The 16673-nt window shown below is 66.0% G+C and carries 15 protein-coding genes; 11 read left to right on the forward strand and 4 right to left on the reverse strand.

Annotation, left to right across the window (positions count from 1 at the left end; translation table 11 throughout):
- Positions 1-3 precede the first annotated feature (3 nt).
- The 4 genes from QCE58_RS16830 to QCE58_RS16845 all read left to right on the forward strand — a co-directional run bounded on the left by QCE58_RS16830 (position 4) and on the right by QCE58_RS16845 (position 3902).
- Positions 4-1173, forward strand: a complete 1170-nt coding sequence (locus QCE58_RS16830) for a dihydrodipicolinate synthase family protein (RefSeq protein WP_250522477.1) — start codon at positions 4-6, stop codon at positions 1171-1173.
- Positions 1174-1463: 290 nt separating this feature from the next.
- Entirely contained in the window at positions 1464-2210 is a 747-nt protein-coding gene (locus QCE58_RS16835) for an SDR family oxidoreductase (protein WP_250522476.1), read from the forward strand.
- Between the two features lie 78 nt (positions 2211-2288).
- Positions 2289-3203: a transcriptional regulator GcvA gene (gcvA, locus tag QCE58_RS16840; RefSeq protein WP_250522475.1), complete on the forward strand. Its 915-nt coding sequence runs from the start codon at positions 2289-2291 to the stop codon at positions 3201-3203.
- Between the two features lie 90 nt (positions 3204-3293).
- Positions 3294-3902: a chemotaxis protein CheB gene (locus tag QCE58_RS16845; RefSeq protein ID WP_008346467.1), complete on the forward strand. Its 609-nt coding sequence runs from the start codon at positions 3294-3296 to the stop codon at positions 3900-3902.
- A 4-nt stretch (positions 3903-3906) separates the two neighbouring features.
- On the opposite strand, the gene QCE58_RS16850 is transcribed toward QCE58_RS16845, so the two are convergent.
- Entirely contained in the window at positions 3907-4389 is a 483-nt protein-coding gene (locus tag QCE58_RS16850; protein WP_008346465.1) for a type VI secretion system tube protein Hcp, read from the reverse strand.
- A gap of 144 nt (positions 4390-4533) precedes the next feature.
- On the opposite strand from QCE58_RS16850, the gene QCE58_RS16855 reads away from it, so the two are divergent.
- From QCE58_RS16855 to QCE58_RS16885, 7 genes are all read left to right on the forward strand, one after another.
- Positions 4534-5124 (forward strand): type VI secretion system tube protein Hcp, encoded by a 591-nt coding sequence (locus tag QCE58_RS16855; RefSeq protein WP_008346463.1) that lies wholly within the window; start codon positions 4534-4536, stop codon positions 5122-5124.
- A gap of 16 nt (positions 5125-5140) precedes the next feature.
- On the forward strand, positions 5141-5647 hold the full coding sequence (gene tssE / locus QCE58_RS16860) for a type VI secretion system baseplate subunit TssE (RefSeq protein WP_250522474.1): 507 nt from the start codon (positions 5141-5143) through the stop codon (positions 5645-5647).
- Between the two features lie 17 nt (positions 5648-5664).
- Positions 5665-7551, forward strand: a complete 1887-nt coding sequence (tssF, locus tag QCE58_RS16865) for a type VI secretion system baseplate subunit TssF (protein ID WP_250522473.1) — start codon at positions 5665-5667, stop codon at positions 7549-7551.
- Positions 7527-8609, forward strand: a complete 1083-nt coding sequence (gene tssG, locus QCE58_RS16870; protein WP_250457041.1) for a type VI secretion system baseplate subunit TssG — start codon at positions 7527-7529, stop codon at positions 8607-8609. The genes tssF and tssG overlap by 25 nt, the downstream gene beginning before the upstream one ends.
- 96 nt (positions 8610-8705) lie before the next feature.
- A complete protein-coding gene (gene tssH, locus QCE58_RS16875) occupies positions 8706-11333 on the forward strand; it encodes a type VI secretion system ATPase TssH (protein WP_250522472.1) in 2628 nt (875 codons plus the stop codon).
- Between the two features lie 3 nt (positions 11334-11336).
- Positions 11337-12671: a type VI secretion system-associated FHA domain protein TagH gene (gene tagH / locus QCE58_RS16880; protein ID WP_250457043.1), complete on the forward strand. Its 1335-nt coding sequence runs from the start codon at positions 11337-11339 to the stop codon at positions 12669-12671.
- Between the two features lie 13 nt (positions 12672-12684).
- A complete protein-coding gene (locus QCE58_RS16885; RefSeq protein ID WP_250522471.1) occupies positions 12685-13470 on the forward strand; it encodes a PP2C family serine/threonine-protein phosphatase in 786 nt (261 codons plus the stop codon).
- A gap of 31 nt (positions 13471-13501) precedes the next feature.
- Here QCE58_RS16885 and tssC read toward each other — a convergent pair whose 3' ends face one another.
- The 3 genes from tssC to tssA form a co-directional block, all read right to left on the reverse strand.
- Positions 13502-15019: a type VI secretion system contractile sheath large subunit gene (gene tssC / locus QCE58_RS16890; RefSeq protein WP_008346451.1), complete on the reverse strand. Its 1518-nt coding sequence runs from the start codon at positions 15017-15019 to the stop codon at positions 13502-13504.
- 28 nt (positions 15020-15047) lie between these two features.
- Positions 15048-15557 carry a type VI secretion system contractile sheath small subunit gene (gene tssB / locus QCE58_RS16895; protein ID WP_008346450.1) on the reverse strand — a complete coding sequence of 170 codons (510 nt, stop codon included), beginning with the start codon at positions 15555-15557 and terminating at the stop codon, positions 15048-15050.
- A gap of 85 nt (positions 15558-15642) precedes the next feature.
- Positions 15643-16665 carry a type VI secretion system protein TssA gene (gene tssA, locus QCE58_RS16900; protein ID WP_250522470.1) on the reverse strand — a complete coding sequence of 341 codons (1023 nt, stop codon included), beginning with the start codon at positions 16663-16665 and terminating at the stop codon, positions 15643-15645.
- Between the last annotated feature and the right edge of the window lie 8 nt (positions 16666-16673).

Consider the following 16673-nt stretch of genomic DNA (forward strand, 5'->3'; position numbering starts at 1 on the left):
GACATGAACTCGACCATCACGCTCCCGACCGCATCCGGCACACTCGAGACATATCGTCTGCAAGGCGTGCCGCTCGACGTACGCACGCCCGCCGCGCCCTTCAACCGCATCGCGTATTCGGCGGCGCACGTCGTCGCGGATCCGTTGCGCGCGGGCGAACTGAACGGCACGCCCGCCATCGACTGGGCGCGCACGCTCGACTATCGGCGCTATCTGTTGCAGCAAGGCTTGGGTATCGCCGAAGCGATGGATACCGCGCAACGCGGCATGGGCTTGCCGTGGCAGAGCGCGCTCGAACTGATCACGCGCACGATCGCGGGCACGCGCGACATTCCCGGCGCGCGCATCGCGTCCGGTTGCGGCACGGATCATGTCGCGCCGCGCGATATCTCGACGTGCGATGCAGTCATCCGCGCCTACGGGCAGCAACTCGAAGCCGTGCAACGCGTGGGCGGCCGCGTCATTCTGATGGCGAGCCGCGCGCTCGCAAAAGTCGCGCGCACGCCGGACGATTACCGGCGCGTCTATCGGGAGGTGCTCGCGATGTGCGATCAGCCGGTGATCCTTCACTGGCTCGGCGAGATGTTCGATCCCGAGCTCGAAGGCTACTGGGGCGCGGACGATCATCGAGGCGCGGCGCGCGTGTGCCTCGACGTGATCGGCGAGAACGTCGGGAAGGTGGACGGCATCAAGATCTCGCTGCTCGACGACGCGAAGGAAATCGCGTTTCGCCGGAGCCTGCCGTCATCGGTGAAGATGTACACGGGCGATGACTTCAACTATCCGAGTCTCATCGCCGGCGACGAGCACGGCTTTTCGCACGCGCTGCTCGGCATTTTCGATGCGATCGCGCCAGCGGCGTCGCAGGCGCTCGCCGCACTCGCAAACGACGATCTCGACACCTTTCATGCGTTGCTGTCGCCGACGGTCCCGCTGTCGCGCCACATTTTTCGCGCACCGACGCAGTACTACAAGACGGGCGTGGTCTTTCTCGCGTATCTGAACGGCTTTCAGGATCACTTCTTCATGCCGGGCGGACATCACGGCATGCGCCCGCCCGCCTATCTGGCGGATGTGTTCCGGCTCGCGGATCAAGCGCGTCTGCTGCGCGATCCGGCGCTCGCGATCGAGCGCATGCGCAAGGTGCTCGCGCCGCTCGGCATCGAGGCATGAGCGCGCGAATCTGCTTTCGTTGACGCATTCACGGGCGCTGGCATACGTGAGCGCGCTCGGACGCCGCGGCCTGAGAATCGAACTCGGCTGGCCTATCGGCCCGCTGCGCCCCACGCGATCCGCGCGCATCAGGATCGCTTGCGCCTCTCCAACACCCGAAAAGTTTTTCTTCTCCGCGTTGGCAGATCTTCTCGTTTGCCGGTGTCGGGCCTCTCGCCGATAGTTGAGTCACCGGGCAGCGCAATCAAGCGAACGCCCCTGACCTCAAACATCGATCGAAGGAGCAAGCCATGAAACTGAAGAACAAAGTCGCGATCATCACGGGCGGCACGTCGGGAATCGGACTGGAAGCGGCCAAGCTGTTTCAGGAGGAAGGCGCGACGGTCATCGTCACCGGCACGACGCAAAGCCGGCTCGACGAAGCAGCGCGGATTCTCGGCGATTCGGCGATCGCGCTCAAAGTCGATTCGCGCGATCCGGCGCAGATCGATCGCGCGATCGTCGATATCGTGGAGAGCCACGGCCGTATCGACATCGTGTTCGCCAACGCCGGAGCCGGCCAGGCCGCGCCGCTCGAAGCCGTGACGCCCGAACAGATCGAAGCGCAATTCTCGCTCAACTTCAACGGCGTGTTCTTCACGATCCAGAAGGCGGCGCCGCATCTGCCGAAGGGCGGCGCAATCGTCGTCACGACTTCGTTCCTGAATGAAACCGGCACGCCGGGACTGTCCATTCTTTCCGCGACGAAAGCCGCGCTGCGTTCGCTCGTTCGCACCGCCGGCGCCGAACTCGCGCCGCGTGGCATTCGCATCAATGCGGTGAGCCCCGGCCCGATCGCCACGCCGTTTCACACGAAACTGGGCTTGTCGGACAAGGAACTCGCCGATGCGGGCGCGGCCATCGAAGCCGCCGTGCCGCTCAAGCGTTTCGGCGAAGCACAGGAAGTCGCGCGTGCCGCCCTTTTTCTCGCGAGCGAAGATGCATCGTTCGTGACCGGCACCGAAGTCGTCGTGGATGGCGGACTGACGCAGCTCTGACGCATCGCCTTCGATGGCGGATGCACGCGTCACCATGATTCTGTACATTCACGAGATCCCACGGCTGAATGACGAAACATGCGAGCGCCCAGCAATCTGAACGCACTGCGAGCCTTCGAGGCGGTCGCGCGGCATCTGAGCTACGCTGCGGCGGCGGACGAGTTGAACGTCACGCCGGCCGCGGTCGGCCAACTGATTCGCGGACTCGAAAGCTATCTGGATATCGAGTTGTTCCATCGATCGGCATCGGGACCGTCGCGTCTCACATTGACCGACGCTGCCCGCGCTGCGCTGCCGGATCTGCAAGGCGGCTTCGATCTGCTGTCGAGTGCCGTCGAACGGCTGAAGGCCAGCAAGTCGCGCATCGTCTTTACGCTGACCGTGCCGCCGGCTTTCGCGGATCGCTGGCTGCTCTGGCGCGTCGAACGCTTTCAGCGAAGACATCCTTACTACGACCTGCGGATCGACACGAGCGGCCGCCTCACCGACTTCACCGCCGAACGGATCGACGTCGGCATACGCTACGGCGCGGGAGCATGGGCGGGCCTCGTCTCTACGTTCCTGCTGCGCGACGAATTTTTTCCGGTATGCAGCCCGGCGCTGATGGAAGGCGAGCACGCGCTCAGAGCGCCGTCCGATTTGCAACATCATCCGCTCATCCACGATACGTCGATGACCGGCGCCGGTCTCTTCCCGACGTGGCGTTCGTGGCTGCTGCATGCCGGCTGCCGCTACCGCATCGATACCGACCGCGGACTGCAGCTCAACGATTCTGCGATGGGCCTGCAAACCGCGATTTCCGGTTACGGCGTGGCGCTCGGACGCACGACGCTCGTCGAACGCGATCTGGCCGAAGGCCGCCTCGTCAAGCCGTTCGATATCGTCCAGAGTTGCGAGTTGGCGTACTACCTCGTGCATCGGCCGGAAAGCGCGGCCCATGCGCCCGTGATCGCGTTCAAGGAATGGCTGCTGGAAGAAGCCGGCGTTCGTTGAAACAGGCGCGCCCGTCGCCGTTCATCCGGGCGCGCGGCATCTTCTTTGCTAGGTCCACGGAGAAAACTTCAGAGACAATCAAGGACAAGCATGACGGTGCGACGCGACATTGCAGTCGTTGCAGCTTCGCAGGGCGGGTTCAAGGCGCTATGCCGGCTCGTGAGTGCGCTCGATCCCGACTATGAAGGCTCGCTTCTGATCGTGCTCCATTCGGGAATGACAGGGCCGCGTCTTTTGGGCGAGTGCATCCAGCGGCATACGTCGCTCACCGTGGAATACGGGCGTCACGGACAAAGCATCGAGCCCGGACGCATTTATCTCGCGCCGCCGGGCCGTCATCTCGTGGTATCGGCTGACGGCCATCTCGCGCTCGACGACGGTCCCAAGGTCCATCACGTGCGCCCGGCGGCCGATCCGCTCTTCGAATCGGCGGCGGCGTGCTTTCACGGACGCGTCGTGGGCGTCGTACTGACGGGCGGCGGCGGCGACGGAACGCGGGGCTTGCAGGCGATCAAGGCGGCGGGCGGAATGAGCATCGTGCAACATCCCGCGCAGGCCGAAGCGCCGCAAATGCCGATGAACGCCCTGAATTTCGATAGCCCCGATCAGGTTCTGTCGGTCGCCGAAATCAGCCATCTGCTCGGACCGCTGGCGCGTCAGCGAGCACGCTCGCGGGCCGACCGCGCGGGAAGCGCCTGACGGATCAACGCACTTCGGTGCTGCGCACGTCCCAGCCGAACTTCACGGCGCCGCCGAGCGCGCCCTTGTCGTCCTGCGGCTTGTATTCGAACTCGATGTCCGCGTAGCTCAGATCGACCGTCTGCTCCGGATGGCCATTCGGCACGCAGATCAGCGAGACCTTCGTCACCGTGACCTGTTTCATCGTGACGGTGAGAAATTCCTTCTGCCCTTCGCCCGCCTTGCTGACGGTGAGTTTCGCGTTCGCCATGTGCTTGCCGCTCGCGCAGTTCTTCTTGAGCGTGGGCGCGGACTTGTCGTACTGATGCACGAACTGGAACACGCCGGGGCACGCCTTGCCGATGCCGCTGCCGCTGCCCGTCATCGGGTTGCTCGCGTTCGTCACGCCCCAGTTGAAACTCAGCACTTCGATCTGCCCTTCCGCCCCCTTGTGCTTCGACTCGCCGTCGATTCCATCGATCTTGAGATAACAGTCGGTCGTAGCCATGTGATCCTCCGTCGTGATCGGCTTTCGTTGCGCGCCGCGCGTGCAATCCACTGGTAAAACGAAACGCACCGCGCATTTTTGAACTTCAAAATCGCGCGATGTGCGCCGTCTTGTGTTCAGACCGCCGTCCACCGGATGAGCACGATGCAACCCAGCGATACGCGCCCCGACAGCCACCTCACGCTCGACGCCCTGCGCCAGTTCGATCTGCTCGCGCTCACGGAATCGGACGACATGTTCCTGCACGTCGTCCCCAAGCGCAGCAACACGCCCGTCAAGGGCGAAGCGGCCAAGCGCGGCGACTGGGACACGCCGATGCAGATCCACGGCTGGCGCTGGGCGCAAGGCTACGACGCCGCGCCGCACGCCGCCGCGCTCAATGCCAACGACATGCGCGTCACGGCGCTTTGCGTCATCAAGTCGGTGGACTCGGCCTCGCCCGTCCTCGCGAAGCTGTGCGCGCAGGCCGAACTGCTCGCGGTTGCGCATGTGAAGTGCTTCAAGGCGGCGGGCACGGACCACGGCGTGCAGATCGAATATCTGTCGATGAAGCTGGAGCAGGCGTACATCCGCAACTATCAGATCTACACGAGCGTGCGCCTTGCGCGGCCCTGCGAGGTCTTCGAACTGTCGGCGCAACAACTGACGATGACCTGCGCGCCGCAGACCGCGACCGGCAGCCGCGGCGCGGAAGTGACCTTCGCGCTCGATGTATCGACGCGGCGCGTGAGTTGAGCGCAAGGACCGCGCGATGAACGAGCCCAGCGCCGCCGACCGTCTGCAGCCCACGCTGCTCGACCGCCTGATCGACGACGATCCCGCCACGCGCGCCGATCCGCCCGGCGAGCGCTTCATGTCGCATCGCGGGCTGCGCGCGGCCGTGCTGCGCGACGTGTCGTGGCTCTTCAACACGACGAATCTGGGCGGCGCGATCGTCGAGGACGACTTTCCGCACGCGTTCGCGTCGGTGCTCAATTACGGCTTGCCGTGTTTGTCGGGGCGATTCGCATCGACCATCGACACGGTATTGCTCGAACAGGCGATTCGCCAGGCGATCGAGCGCTTCGAGCCGCGCATCGATCCCTCGACGCTCGAAATCGAGCCGGTGCTCGACCGTTCCGTGCTCGACATGCACAACCAGATCGCGCTCGTGATTCGCGGCCTGCTCTGGGCGCAGCCCGTGCCGCTGGAATTCGCGCTGCGCACGCAGATCGATCTGGAAGAAGGCGGCATCACGGTGATGGAACTCCCGCGCTGACCACGACGACCACGCACATGGACCCGCGACTTCTGCGTCACTACAACACCGAGCTCGCGCATCTGCGGGAGATGGGCGCGGAGTTCGCGCAGCAGTTTCCGAAGATCGCCGCGCGCCTCGGCATGAGCGGCATCGACGTGGCCGATCCCTATGTCGAGCGTCTGCTCGAAGGCACGGCGTTTCTCGCGGCGCGCGTGCAACTGAAGATCGAAGAGGAGTTTCCGCGCTTCACGCAGCAACTCGCGCATGTCGTGCTGCCGCAGGCCGCCTGCCCGACGCCTTCGATGCTGATCGCCCGTCTCGCGCCCGATCTCGCGAATCCGAATCTCGCCGATGGCTTCACCGTGCCGCGCGGCACCGCGCTCATCGCCCGGCATGCCGCGAGCGCGCACATGACGCCGTGCGAATTCCGTACCGGCGCCGATCTCACGCTCTGGCCGATCGAGCTGACGGACGCGCGCTATGTCGCGCAGATGCAGGACCTGCCGCTCGCCGCGATTCCCGCGACGCAGACGCTCGCGCCGCGCGTGAAGGGCGCGCTGCGCATCCGCCTCGCGACGCCCGAAGGCCTGTCCTTCGACGTATTGCGTCTCGATGCGCTGAACCTGCATTTCGCGGGCGGCGACGAAACCGCGTATCGCCTGTACGAACTCGTGATGTCGGGGACGCTCGCCGTCGTCGTATCGACGCCCGAGCGCCCGAGCCGCGCGCTTGCCGCGTTGCCCGCCGATGCCGTCGCGCCCGCCGGTTTCGGCGATCGCGAAGCGCTCCTGCCCGTCACGCCGAACGCGTTTCAGGGTTATCGGCTGCTGCATGAGTATTTCGCGCTGCCCGAGCGGTTTCGATTCGCGCGCCTCGCCGGGTTCGCCGATGTGCTGCCGTCGTTCGCATCGCGCGAAATCGAACTGACGTTTCTGCTCGCGAACGGCGATGCGTCGCTCGAACGCATCGTCACCAAGGACAACGTGTTGCTCGATTGCGTGCCCGCGATCAATCTCTTCGCGAAGCACGCGGATCGCGCGCTCGTGACCGAAGCCGCCGCGCGCTTTCATGTCGTGCCGGACCGCACGCATCCGCTCGACTTCGAAGTGCATTCCGTCACTGCCGTCTCGGGCTACGGCGCGAACGACGATGCGGAGCAGACATTCCATCCGTTCTACGCGGACTTTCTCGCGGACCGCCCCGGCGACGCCGCGTACTTCACGACCGAGCGCGAGCCGCGCATCGTGCCCGCCGGACGGCGCAAGAGCGGCGCGCGCACGGAATACGTGGGCAGCGAGACGTATGTATCGATCGTCGACCCCAACGCCGCGCCGTATCGCGGCTCGCTGCGGCAACTGTCGTTCGCGACGCTCTGCACCAATCGCGATCTGCCTTTGATGATGCCGCGCAGCGCCACCGGCGACGATTTCTCGCTCGACATCGCCGCGCCCGTGAGCCGCGTGCGCTGTGTGAGCGGCCCGTCGCGGCCCGCGCCCGCGAATCTCGACGCGGCGCGGAGCTGGCGGCTCATCGATCAATTGTCGCTGCATTACCTGTCGGTGTCGAACGGGCCGCGCGAAGCCGCCGCCGCGTTGCGCGCGCTGTTGATGCTGCATGTCGCGGACGCCGACCAGGCGGGGCGAAGCCAGGTCGCGGGCGTCGCCGCCGTGGATGCGCGCGGCGTCGTGCGCCGTCTGCCGATGCCCGGTCCGATCGCGTTCGGTCGCGGCCTCATGATCGACGTGCTCGTCGACGATCTCGCCTTTCAGGGCGGCAGCGCGTGGCTCTTCGGCTGCGTGCTGGACCGCTTTTTCGCGCGCTACGTGTCGATCAACGCGTTCGTGCAGACCGCTTTGCGCACGAGCGCGCGCGGCGAAATCCTGCGCCTGGCACCGCGATGCGGGACGAGAGCGATCTTCTGAGCGCGGCGGCGCTGCCCGAGCCTGCGCGCGCACTCGTCGATCTCTTCGATGCAGTCGCCGCCGAGCCGCATCGGCACGATTTCTATCGCCTGATGCGGCACGTCGAGGCACTGACGCCGCACTTGCCGCGTCTCGGCTGCGGCGCGCGTCCCGCCGACGAGCCGCTGCGTCTCGCGCAGGACGTATCGCTTTCGTTCGCGCCCGCGCCGCTCGCCGCGCTCACACGCGATGAGAACGCCCGCGCGCCGCGCCTCGAACAGCGCTTCTTCGGTTATCTCGGACCGAACGGCCCGCTGCCGCTGCATCTGACGGACTTCGCCCGCGAGCGCGCGCTGCATCGCGGCGACACGGCTTTCGCGCACCTGCTCGATACGCTGCTGCATCGATTCCTGCTGCTGTTCTATCGCGCGTGGGCGCAGGGACGGCCGGTAGCGTGGCTGGATCGTCCCGGCCACGACCGCTTCGCCTTCTATGCGGGCGCGCTGATCGGACTCGCGGATGAAGCCAGCCGCAATCGCGACGCCGTCTCCGATCACGCGAAGCTGCATTTCGCGGGCCTCGCCAACATGCAGACGCGTCCCGCCGACGTGCTCGAAGCGATCGCGAGCGCGCTCTTGCGCGTGCCGGTGCGCGTGGAGCCGTATCGCGGGCACTGGATGACGCTGCAACGCGACGAGCGCACTGCGTTGCGGCATCGGGCGATGCACGGTCCCGGCGATCCAGCGGGCTTCGCCCAACTCGGACGCGGCGCGGTGCTGGGACGCGCGGTGTGGGATCGGCAGCACGCGTTTCGCCTCGCGATCGGGCCGCTGTCGCTCGCGCAGTTCGAGTCGCTGCTGCCGGGCGGCGCCGCGCTGCCGACGCTCGTCGCCGTGGTGCGCCGGCATCTGAACGGCGAGCTTGCATGGGACGCGCAACTCGTCCTCGCCGCCGACGACGTGCCGACCGCGCAGCTCGGCCGCTACGGACGGCTCGGCTATTCGGCGTGGCTCGGTCTCGCCGCGCGCCGCGCCGATTGCGCCGATCTCGCGCTCGACGCCGACGCGCATCTCGCCTGAACGGCGGACACGTTGAAAAAAAGCCGCCGCTGCGCCGTCTTATCGGATGGAGGCGCGCCTTCGATCCGCGCGCATCGTAAAAAAAGGAGTCCGGCGATGGCGGAAATCAGTCGTGTCGCGCTGTTCGGCAAGCTCGACAGGCTCGGCTACAAGACCGTCGAAAGCGCGACGGTCTACTGCAAGATGCGCGGCAATCCGTATGTCGAGCTGGCGCACTGGATCATGCAGATTCTGGAGACGCCGAACTCCGACTGGCAGCGCATCGTCGCGCATTACGGCGTGGACGCCGCCGCCCTTGCGCGCGAGCTGACGGCGTCGCTCGATCGCCTGCCGCGCGGCGCGACGTCGATCTCCGACATCTCCGAGCACATCGGCGATGCGATCGAGCGCGGCTGGGTCTACGGCACGCTGCTGTTCGGCGCGAACAAAGTGCGGACCGGGCATGTGCTCGTCGGCATGCTGAAGACGCAGCGGCTGCGCAGCGTGCTCGTCGGCATATCGCGGCAATTCGAGCGCATCAAGCCGGAAGACCTGTCGGACAATTTCGCGCGCATCGTCGCGGATTCGGTCGAGGAAAGCGAAGCCGAGCCGCAGCCGGACGCGGCCGATGCGCAAGCCGCGCCCGCCGCCATGGGCCAGCAGGAAGCGCTGCGCAAATACGCGACCGATCTCACCGACAAGGCGCGCCGCGGCCAGCTCGACCCCGTTACGGGCCGCGACGACGAGATTCGCCAGCTCGTCGATATTCTCATGCGGCGGCGGCAGAACAATCCGCTGCTGACGGGCGAAGCGGGCGTCGGCAAGACCGCCGTGGTCGAAGGCTTCGCGCAGCGGCTCGCGCGCGGTGACGTGCCGCCGCCCTTGCGCGAGGTCGCGCTGCTGTCGCTCGATCTCGGGCTTTTGCAGGCGGGCGCGAGCATGAAGGGCGAGTTCGAGCAGCGTCTGCGTCAGGTCGTCGAGGATGTGCAGGCGAGTCCGAAGCCGGTGATTCTCTTCATCGACGAAGTGCATACGCTCGTCGGCGCGGGCGGCGCGGCCGGCACCGGCGATGCCGCCAATCTGCTGAAACCGGCGCTCGCGCGCGGCGATCTGCGCACGATCGGGGCCACGACGTGGGCCGAATACAAGCGGCACATCGAGAAAGATCCCGCGCTCACGCGGCGCTTTCAGGTCGTGCAGGTTCAGGAGCCGGACGAGGACAAGGCCGTGCGGATGCTGCGCGGCGTCGCGGCGGTGCTCGAAGGGCATCATCGCGTGCAGTTGCTCGACGAGGCGATCGAGGCGGCCGTGCGGCTGTCGCATCGCTATATTCCGGCGCGGCAGTTGCCCGACAAGGCCGTGTCGCTCATCGACACGGCGTGTGCGCGCGTCGCCGTCAGCCAGCACGCGACGCCGCCGCTCGTCGACGACTGCCAACGCCGTATCGAGGCGCTCGAAGTCGAGGCGCAGATCGTCGCGCGGGAGGCGAATGCGGGCGTCGATGTCGGCACGCGCGCAGCCGATGTCGCCGCGATGCTCGCACGCGAACGCGATGCGCTCGGCGGGCTCGAAGCGCGCTGGAACGAGGAAAAGCGCGTCGTCGACGAACTGCTTGCGTTGCGCGCGACGTTGCGCGAAGCCGCCGACGCCGCTTCACGCGATGACCAGCTCGCGCGCCTCGCGTCGCTCAAATCGCGTCTCGCCGAATTGCAGGCCGATGCGCCGCTGATTCTGCCGAGCGTCGACGCGGGCGTGATCGCGGGCGTCGTCGCCGATTGGACCGGCATTCCGGTCGGCAAAATGCTGAAGAACGAGCTGGCCGCCGTGCTCAATCTCGCCGATGCGCTCGATCGCCGCGTGATCGGCCAGCGCCACGCGCTCGAGATGATCGCGAAGCGCATCCAGACTTCGCGCGCGCGGCTCGACAATCCCGACAAGCCGATCGGCGTGTTCCTGCTCGCGGGCACGTCGGGCGTCGGCAAGACGGAAACGGCGCTCGCGCTCGCCGAAACGCTCTACGGCGGCGAGCAGAACGTCATCGTCATCAACATGAGCGAGTTTCAGGAAGCGCATACGGTTTCGACGCTGAAGGGCGCGCCGCCCGGCTATGTGGGTTACGGCGAGGGCGGCATCCTGACCGAAGCGGTGCGCCGCCGTCCGTACAGCGTCGTGCTGCTCGACGAAGTGGAGAAGGCGCATCCCGACGTCCACGAAATCTTCTTCCAGGTTTTTGACAAGGGCTGGATGGAAGACGGCGAAGGGCGTTACATCGACTTCAAGAACACGATCATCCTGCTGACGTCGAACGTCGGCTCGGAAGTCATCATGTCGATGTGCCGCGATCCCGCGCGCGCGGTCGCGCCGGAGGAACTCGCGCGCGCGTTGCGCGGCCCGCTGCTCGACGTGTTTCCCGCCGCGCTGCTCGGCCGGCTCGTCACGGTGCCCTACTACCCGCTTTCCGACGCGATGATGGCCGACATCGTGCGGCTTCAGCTCGAACGCATCCGGCGGCGCGTCGCGGACAATCACGGCATTCCGTTCGAGTACGACGAGGACGCCGTGCGGCTCATCGTTTCGCGCTGCACGGAAGCCGAATCGGGCGGCCGCGTGATCGACGCGCTGCTCACGAACACCGTCCTGCCGCGCATCTCGACGGAATATCTGACGCGTCTCACCGAAGGCGGCGCGCTGGCGCACATCCGGCTCTCGGCGAGCGCGGGCGACTTCGTCTACGCGTTCGAGTGAACCATGCTCACGCTCACGGTGACGCTTCACAACGGACAGCCGCCGCGCGTGCCGCTCTCGGCGACCTTCGATGCCGACGGCGGCACGGTCGGGCGTGCGGTCACGAACCGGCTCGTGCTCGATGACGCCGAGCGCACGGTCTCGCGTCTGCATGTGCAGATCGAGTGGCGCGACGGGCGCTTTCTGCTGATCGACCGCGGCAGCAATCCGGCGCTCGTCAACGGCGCGCCGCTCGATCCGGGCCAGGAAGTCGCGCTCGCGCACGGCGACGAAGTGCAGATCGGCGGCTATCAGCTGCGCGCGGATATCGGCGTCGATGACGATACGGTCACGGCCAACGCGCCATCGGACGATCCGTTCGCGGGATTGTTCGACGCGGGTTCGTCGGCGCCTGGCGATTTCGACGCCAACCTCCACACGCCGAAGCCGAAAGCTGCCGAACACTTCGACTTCGGCTTCGACGATCCGGCGGGCAAACGCTCGATCGACGAGTTGTTCGACCTCGCGCCGGGCGCGTCGTCCGACGGAGCGTCGATCACCGATCCGCTCGTCGAACCGCTTGCGCAGCCCAACACCGCGCACGATGCCGATCCGTTCGCCAGCCTGACGGCCGCGGCGCGCCCCGCCGGGACGCCCGCGACGCGGCCGGACGCCGGATCGGAACTGCACAGCGCGTTCACGCCGCCGCGTCCGCGATCGGCGCCGACGCCGTCAGCGGTTGCATCGAAAGCGGAGCTCGCCGACGATCGCGCGCTCGTCGATGCCTTCCTGCGCGGGCTGAACACGCACGGCGTGCGTATCGATGCGCTGACGCCCGCGCTGATGCAGCTTCTCGGCGAGCTGCTGCGCGAAGCGGCGCGCGGCACGCTCGAACTGCTCGCCGCGCGCGCCGCGCTCAAGCGCGAGATGCGAACGGGCGCGACGATGATCGAAGCGTCGGACAACAATCCGCTCAAGTTTTCGCCGAACGTGGAGGCCGCGCTCATGCATCTGCTCAATCCGCAGATGCGCGGCTTCATGCCGCCCGCCGCCGCCCTCGACGATGCGTACGCCGATCTGCGGGCGCATCAGGTCGGCATGGTCGCGGGGATGCGCGCGGCGCTCGACGGCGTGTTCGAGCGCTTCGAGCCGCAGCGCATCGAGGCGCGGCTGTCCGGGCGCTCGCTGCTCGACGGCGTGCTGCCGGGATTGAATCGCCGCGCGCGCTGCTGGGATCTTTTCATCGAGATGTACGGCCAGCTTTCGCGCGAAGCCACCGAAGATTTCCATACGCTGTTCGGCCGAGCGTTCGTCGCCGCCTACGAGGCGCAGATCGACGAGCTTAAACAACGCCGGTAACGAGAGACACGACATGCAATTGCAAACCGCGAGCGTGAGCGATGTGGGCGGCCGGTCGCGCAACGAGGACGCGCTGGCGACGTGGCGGCATGCGGCGCTCTTTGCGAGCGTGGTCGCGGACGGCGCGGGCGGTCACGGCGGCGGCGATGCGGCATCGCGCATCGCGGTCGATACCGTGCTCGCGGAATTGACGCGCGTGGCATCGGCGGGCGTCGCGCTGACCGGGCCGAACCTGTTGCGTGTGCTGCTGCGCGCGAACGACGCGATCATCGATGCGCAGGAGCACGACCGCGATCTTTCGCAGATGCGTTCGACGGCGGTGCTGCTCGGCATCGACGAAAGCACGGGCATCGCGGCGTGGGCGCATTGCGGCGACACGCGGCTTTACTGCTTCCGGCGCGGCGCGACGGTTGTGCAAACGCAGGATCACAGTCTCGTGCAGAGCATGATCGATGCGAATCTGCTGGAGAGCCGCGACGTGCGAACGCATCCGCGCCGTAACGTGCTGTTTTCGGCGCTCGGAACGGCGGATGATCTGTCGATCGCGGCGTCGGATGAGCCGTTTCTCATCGCGGAGGGCGACGCCTTTCTGCTTTGCACCGATGGGTTTTGGGAGTATCTCGACGAGTCGGTGATGATCGATGCGATCGGGCGCGCTCGGACGCCTCAAGCGTGGCTGGATCTGATGGTGGCGCATCTGCGTGGGACCGCGCGGCCGGGGCACGATAACTTTAGTGCCAGCGCGGTTTGGGTGGGGGATGCTTCGCAGGTGACGGTGATGCAAATGCCCGCGACGTAACCATCGCGGGCATCATCCAACCAACCACGCATCAAGCCGCCTGCTTCGCCGAAGGCAACCTCGAAACCAGCCTGAGCGACACCGTCAGCCCTTCCAACTGATAATGCGGCCGCAAAAAGAACTGCGACGTGTAATACCCCGGCGCGCCCGGCACTTCCTGCACTTTGACCTCCGCGGCCGCGAGCGGCTTTTGCGCCTTCGTGTGCTCGGACGAATTCGCCGGATCGCCATCGACGTACTGCGTGATCCACTTGTTGAGCCAGATCTCCATATCCGAGCGTTCCTTGAACGTGCCGATCTTGTCGCGCACGATGCACTTCAGATAATGCGCAAAGCGGTTGCAAGCAAAGAGATACGGCAACCGCGCGGCAAGCGCGGCATTCGCGGTCGCGTCCGGATCTTCATACTCGAACGGCTTTTGCAGCGACTGCGCGCCGATGAACGCCGCGAAATCCGAGTTCTTGCGATGAATCAGCGGCATGAAACCGTTCTTCGCCAGTTCCGCCTCACGCCGGTCTGAAATGGCGATCTCGGTCGGGCATTTCATATCGACGCCGCCGTCGTCGGTCGGAAAACTGTGCACCGGCAAACCTTCGACCGCGCCGCCCGATTCCACGCCGCGAATCCGCGAGCACCAGCTATACAACTTGAACGACCGGTTGATGTTCACCGCCATCGCATAAGCGGAATTCGCCCACGTGTATTTCGTGTGATCCGCGGAACCGGTGTCTTCCTCGAAGTCGAATTCATCGACCGGTTCGGTCTTCGCGCCGTACGGCACGCGCGCCAGAAAACGCGGCATCGCGAGACCGATGTAACGCGAATCCTCGGATGCGCGCAGCGATCTCCAGCTCGCATATTCCGGTGTCCCGAATATCTTGGTGAGATCGCGCGGATTGGCCAGCTCCTGCCACGAGTCCATCTGCAAGAGACTCGGATCGGCGGCGGCGATGAACGGCGCATGCGCCGATGCCGCGATCTTCGACACTTCGCCGAGCATCTCGACATCGGGCGGCGTCTGGTTGAAGTAGTAATCGCCGATCAGCGCGCCGAACGGCTCGCCGCCCAACTGCCCGTACTCGTGCTCGTAAATCTGCTTGAAAAGCGGACTCTGATCCCACGCGACGCCCTTGAAGCGCTTGAGCGTCTTGCCTAGATCCTTCTTCGAGATGTTCATCACGCGAATCTTGAGCATCTCGTCGGTTTCGGTGTTGTTGATGAGATAGTGCAGCCCGCGCCACGAACCCTCGAGCTTCTGGAAGTCCGCGTGATGCATGACTTCGTTGACCTGCTCGGTGAGCTTCGCGTCGATCTCGGCGATCATCGCCTGAATCGAGCGGATCGCATCGCCGGAAACGAGCTTCGTCTGCGAAAGCGCCTGCTGCGCGAGCGTCTGCACGGCCGTCTGCACGGCGCTCTTGGCTTCGTCGCTCTTCGGACGGAACTCACGGTTGAGCAGCGCGGCGAGATCGTCGCCTTCGAGCAGCGCGCCCTGCAACGCGGAAGGCGCTTCGGCTTGCGGTTCGGCGGATTGCGGAATGTCGGACATGGTCGTTTCCTTTCAAGGCTCTCGGGTCTCATTCGGCTGCAGCAGCCGCGGATGGCGCAGCCGTGGCGAGCGTCTTGAGCAGCGCGGGATCGTCGAGCACGCGCGCGATCAGTTCTTCCGCGCCGTTCTTGCCGTCCATGAAGATGACGAGATTCGCGAGCTGCGTGCGCGCTTCGAGCAACTTCGCGAGCGCATCGACCTTGCGCGCGACGGCCGCGGGCGAAAAATCGTCCATGTTCTCGAACGTGATATCGACGCTGATGTTGCCCTCGCCCGTCAGCTTGTTCGGCACCTGAAACGCGACGCGCGGATGCATCGCCTTCATGCGGCTGTCGAAGTTGTCGATGTCGATCTCCTGGAACTTGCGCTGATCGACGGGCGGCAGCGCTTCGGCGGGCTTGCCGGAGAGATCGGCCATCACGCCCATCACGAACGGAAGCTGAATCTTCTTCTCGCTCCCATAAGTTTCGACGTCGTATTCGATCTGCACGCGCGGCGCACGATTGCGCCCGATGAATTTCTGACTGCTGGTTGCCATGACGTCTCCTTCGAGTGGGCATGAGCCACGCAATTAAAACGAACGAGTTGTGGCCGGATTGAAGACTCGATTCGAGAACCCGCGCTCACTGCGGCCTCGTCCCCGCGATCAGATGAATCTGCGCGAGGCTGTCGGGCGCGAGATCCTGCATCACCGCGAGAAAATCCTTGCCCATCAATCCACGCGCGCGGCGGATCAACAGCGGCGCGGGATTGGTCGGCTCGGTGCGTTCGAGAAACGCGCACACCGCGTCGAGCGCGGCGAGCGCATCGTCGCGCGTCGCGATCTCGCCGGGGCGGGCAATCGCGCGACGAAGCGTCGGCGCTTCTTTCATCTTCGTGATGTCGGCGGATGCTTCGGGCGCGTCCGTCGAAGCGAACGCGCGAAACTGCGCGGCGACGTGACGCGTCGCGATCGTCAGCGCGGTCATCGAAGGCGCGCGTTCCGCGCCGAGCTTCTCCGTCAGGCAAGCGCACAGCGTCTGCACGGCGCGCGGCAGATCGAGCCCATTCGCGAGAAGCTCGGCATCCTGCGCCACGGCATCGGCGAGCATGCCTTCCACGCGCGCCGGCGTCGCGCCGTTCGCGCCTTCCTCCGGCGCGAGCCTGCCCTGCGCCACCAGAATGTCGCGCACGGCGAGCCGCTCGCCATGCACGCGACACACTTCGCATTCGCGCAGATCGTGCAGCAAGGTCTCGGCTTCCGCGAACGGCGTGTAGGCATCGGCGAGCGGCGCAAGCGCGTTGATGCGCAATACGGCATCGTTGTCGTCATCGTGATCGAGCGGCGGGAAGAGGCCGTCCCAATAGCGCTCGACGAGGCCCGTCAGCAGGCGCAAACCCGCATGAAAGCCCGCGAGTCCGTGGACATGCGCCGCCGCGCGCGTCCACGCAATCGCCACGCGCACATCCTTCGAGCGCGCGAGCAGCGCGTCGCCCTGCTCCAGCACGTCGTTCCACGGCGGCGGCTCGACGAGCACGTCGAACTGACGCTGCGGCATGCCGCGCGCGAGCGCTTCGAATTCGAGAAACGCCGCGTCGTATTCCAGATCGATGCCTGCGGGCGGCATCGTTTCTGTCGGCGCGAGGAGCGGTTCGATGTCGATCATCGCGGCTC

This window comes from Caballeronia sp. LZ028 (genome assembly GCF_031451415.1).
GTDB classification, from domain to species: Bacteria; Pseudomonadota; Gammaproteobacteria; order Burkholderiales; family Burkholderiaceae; genus Caballeronia; species Caballeronia zhejiangensis.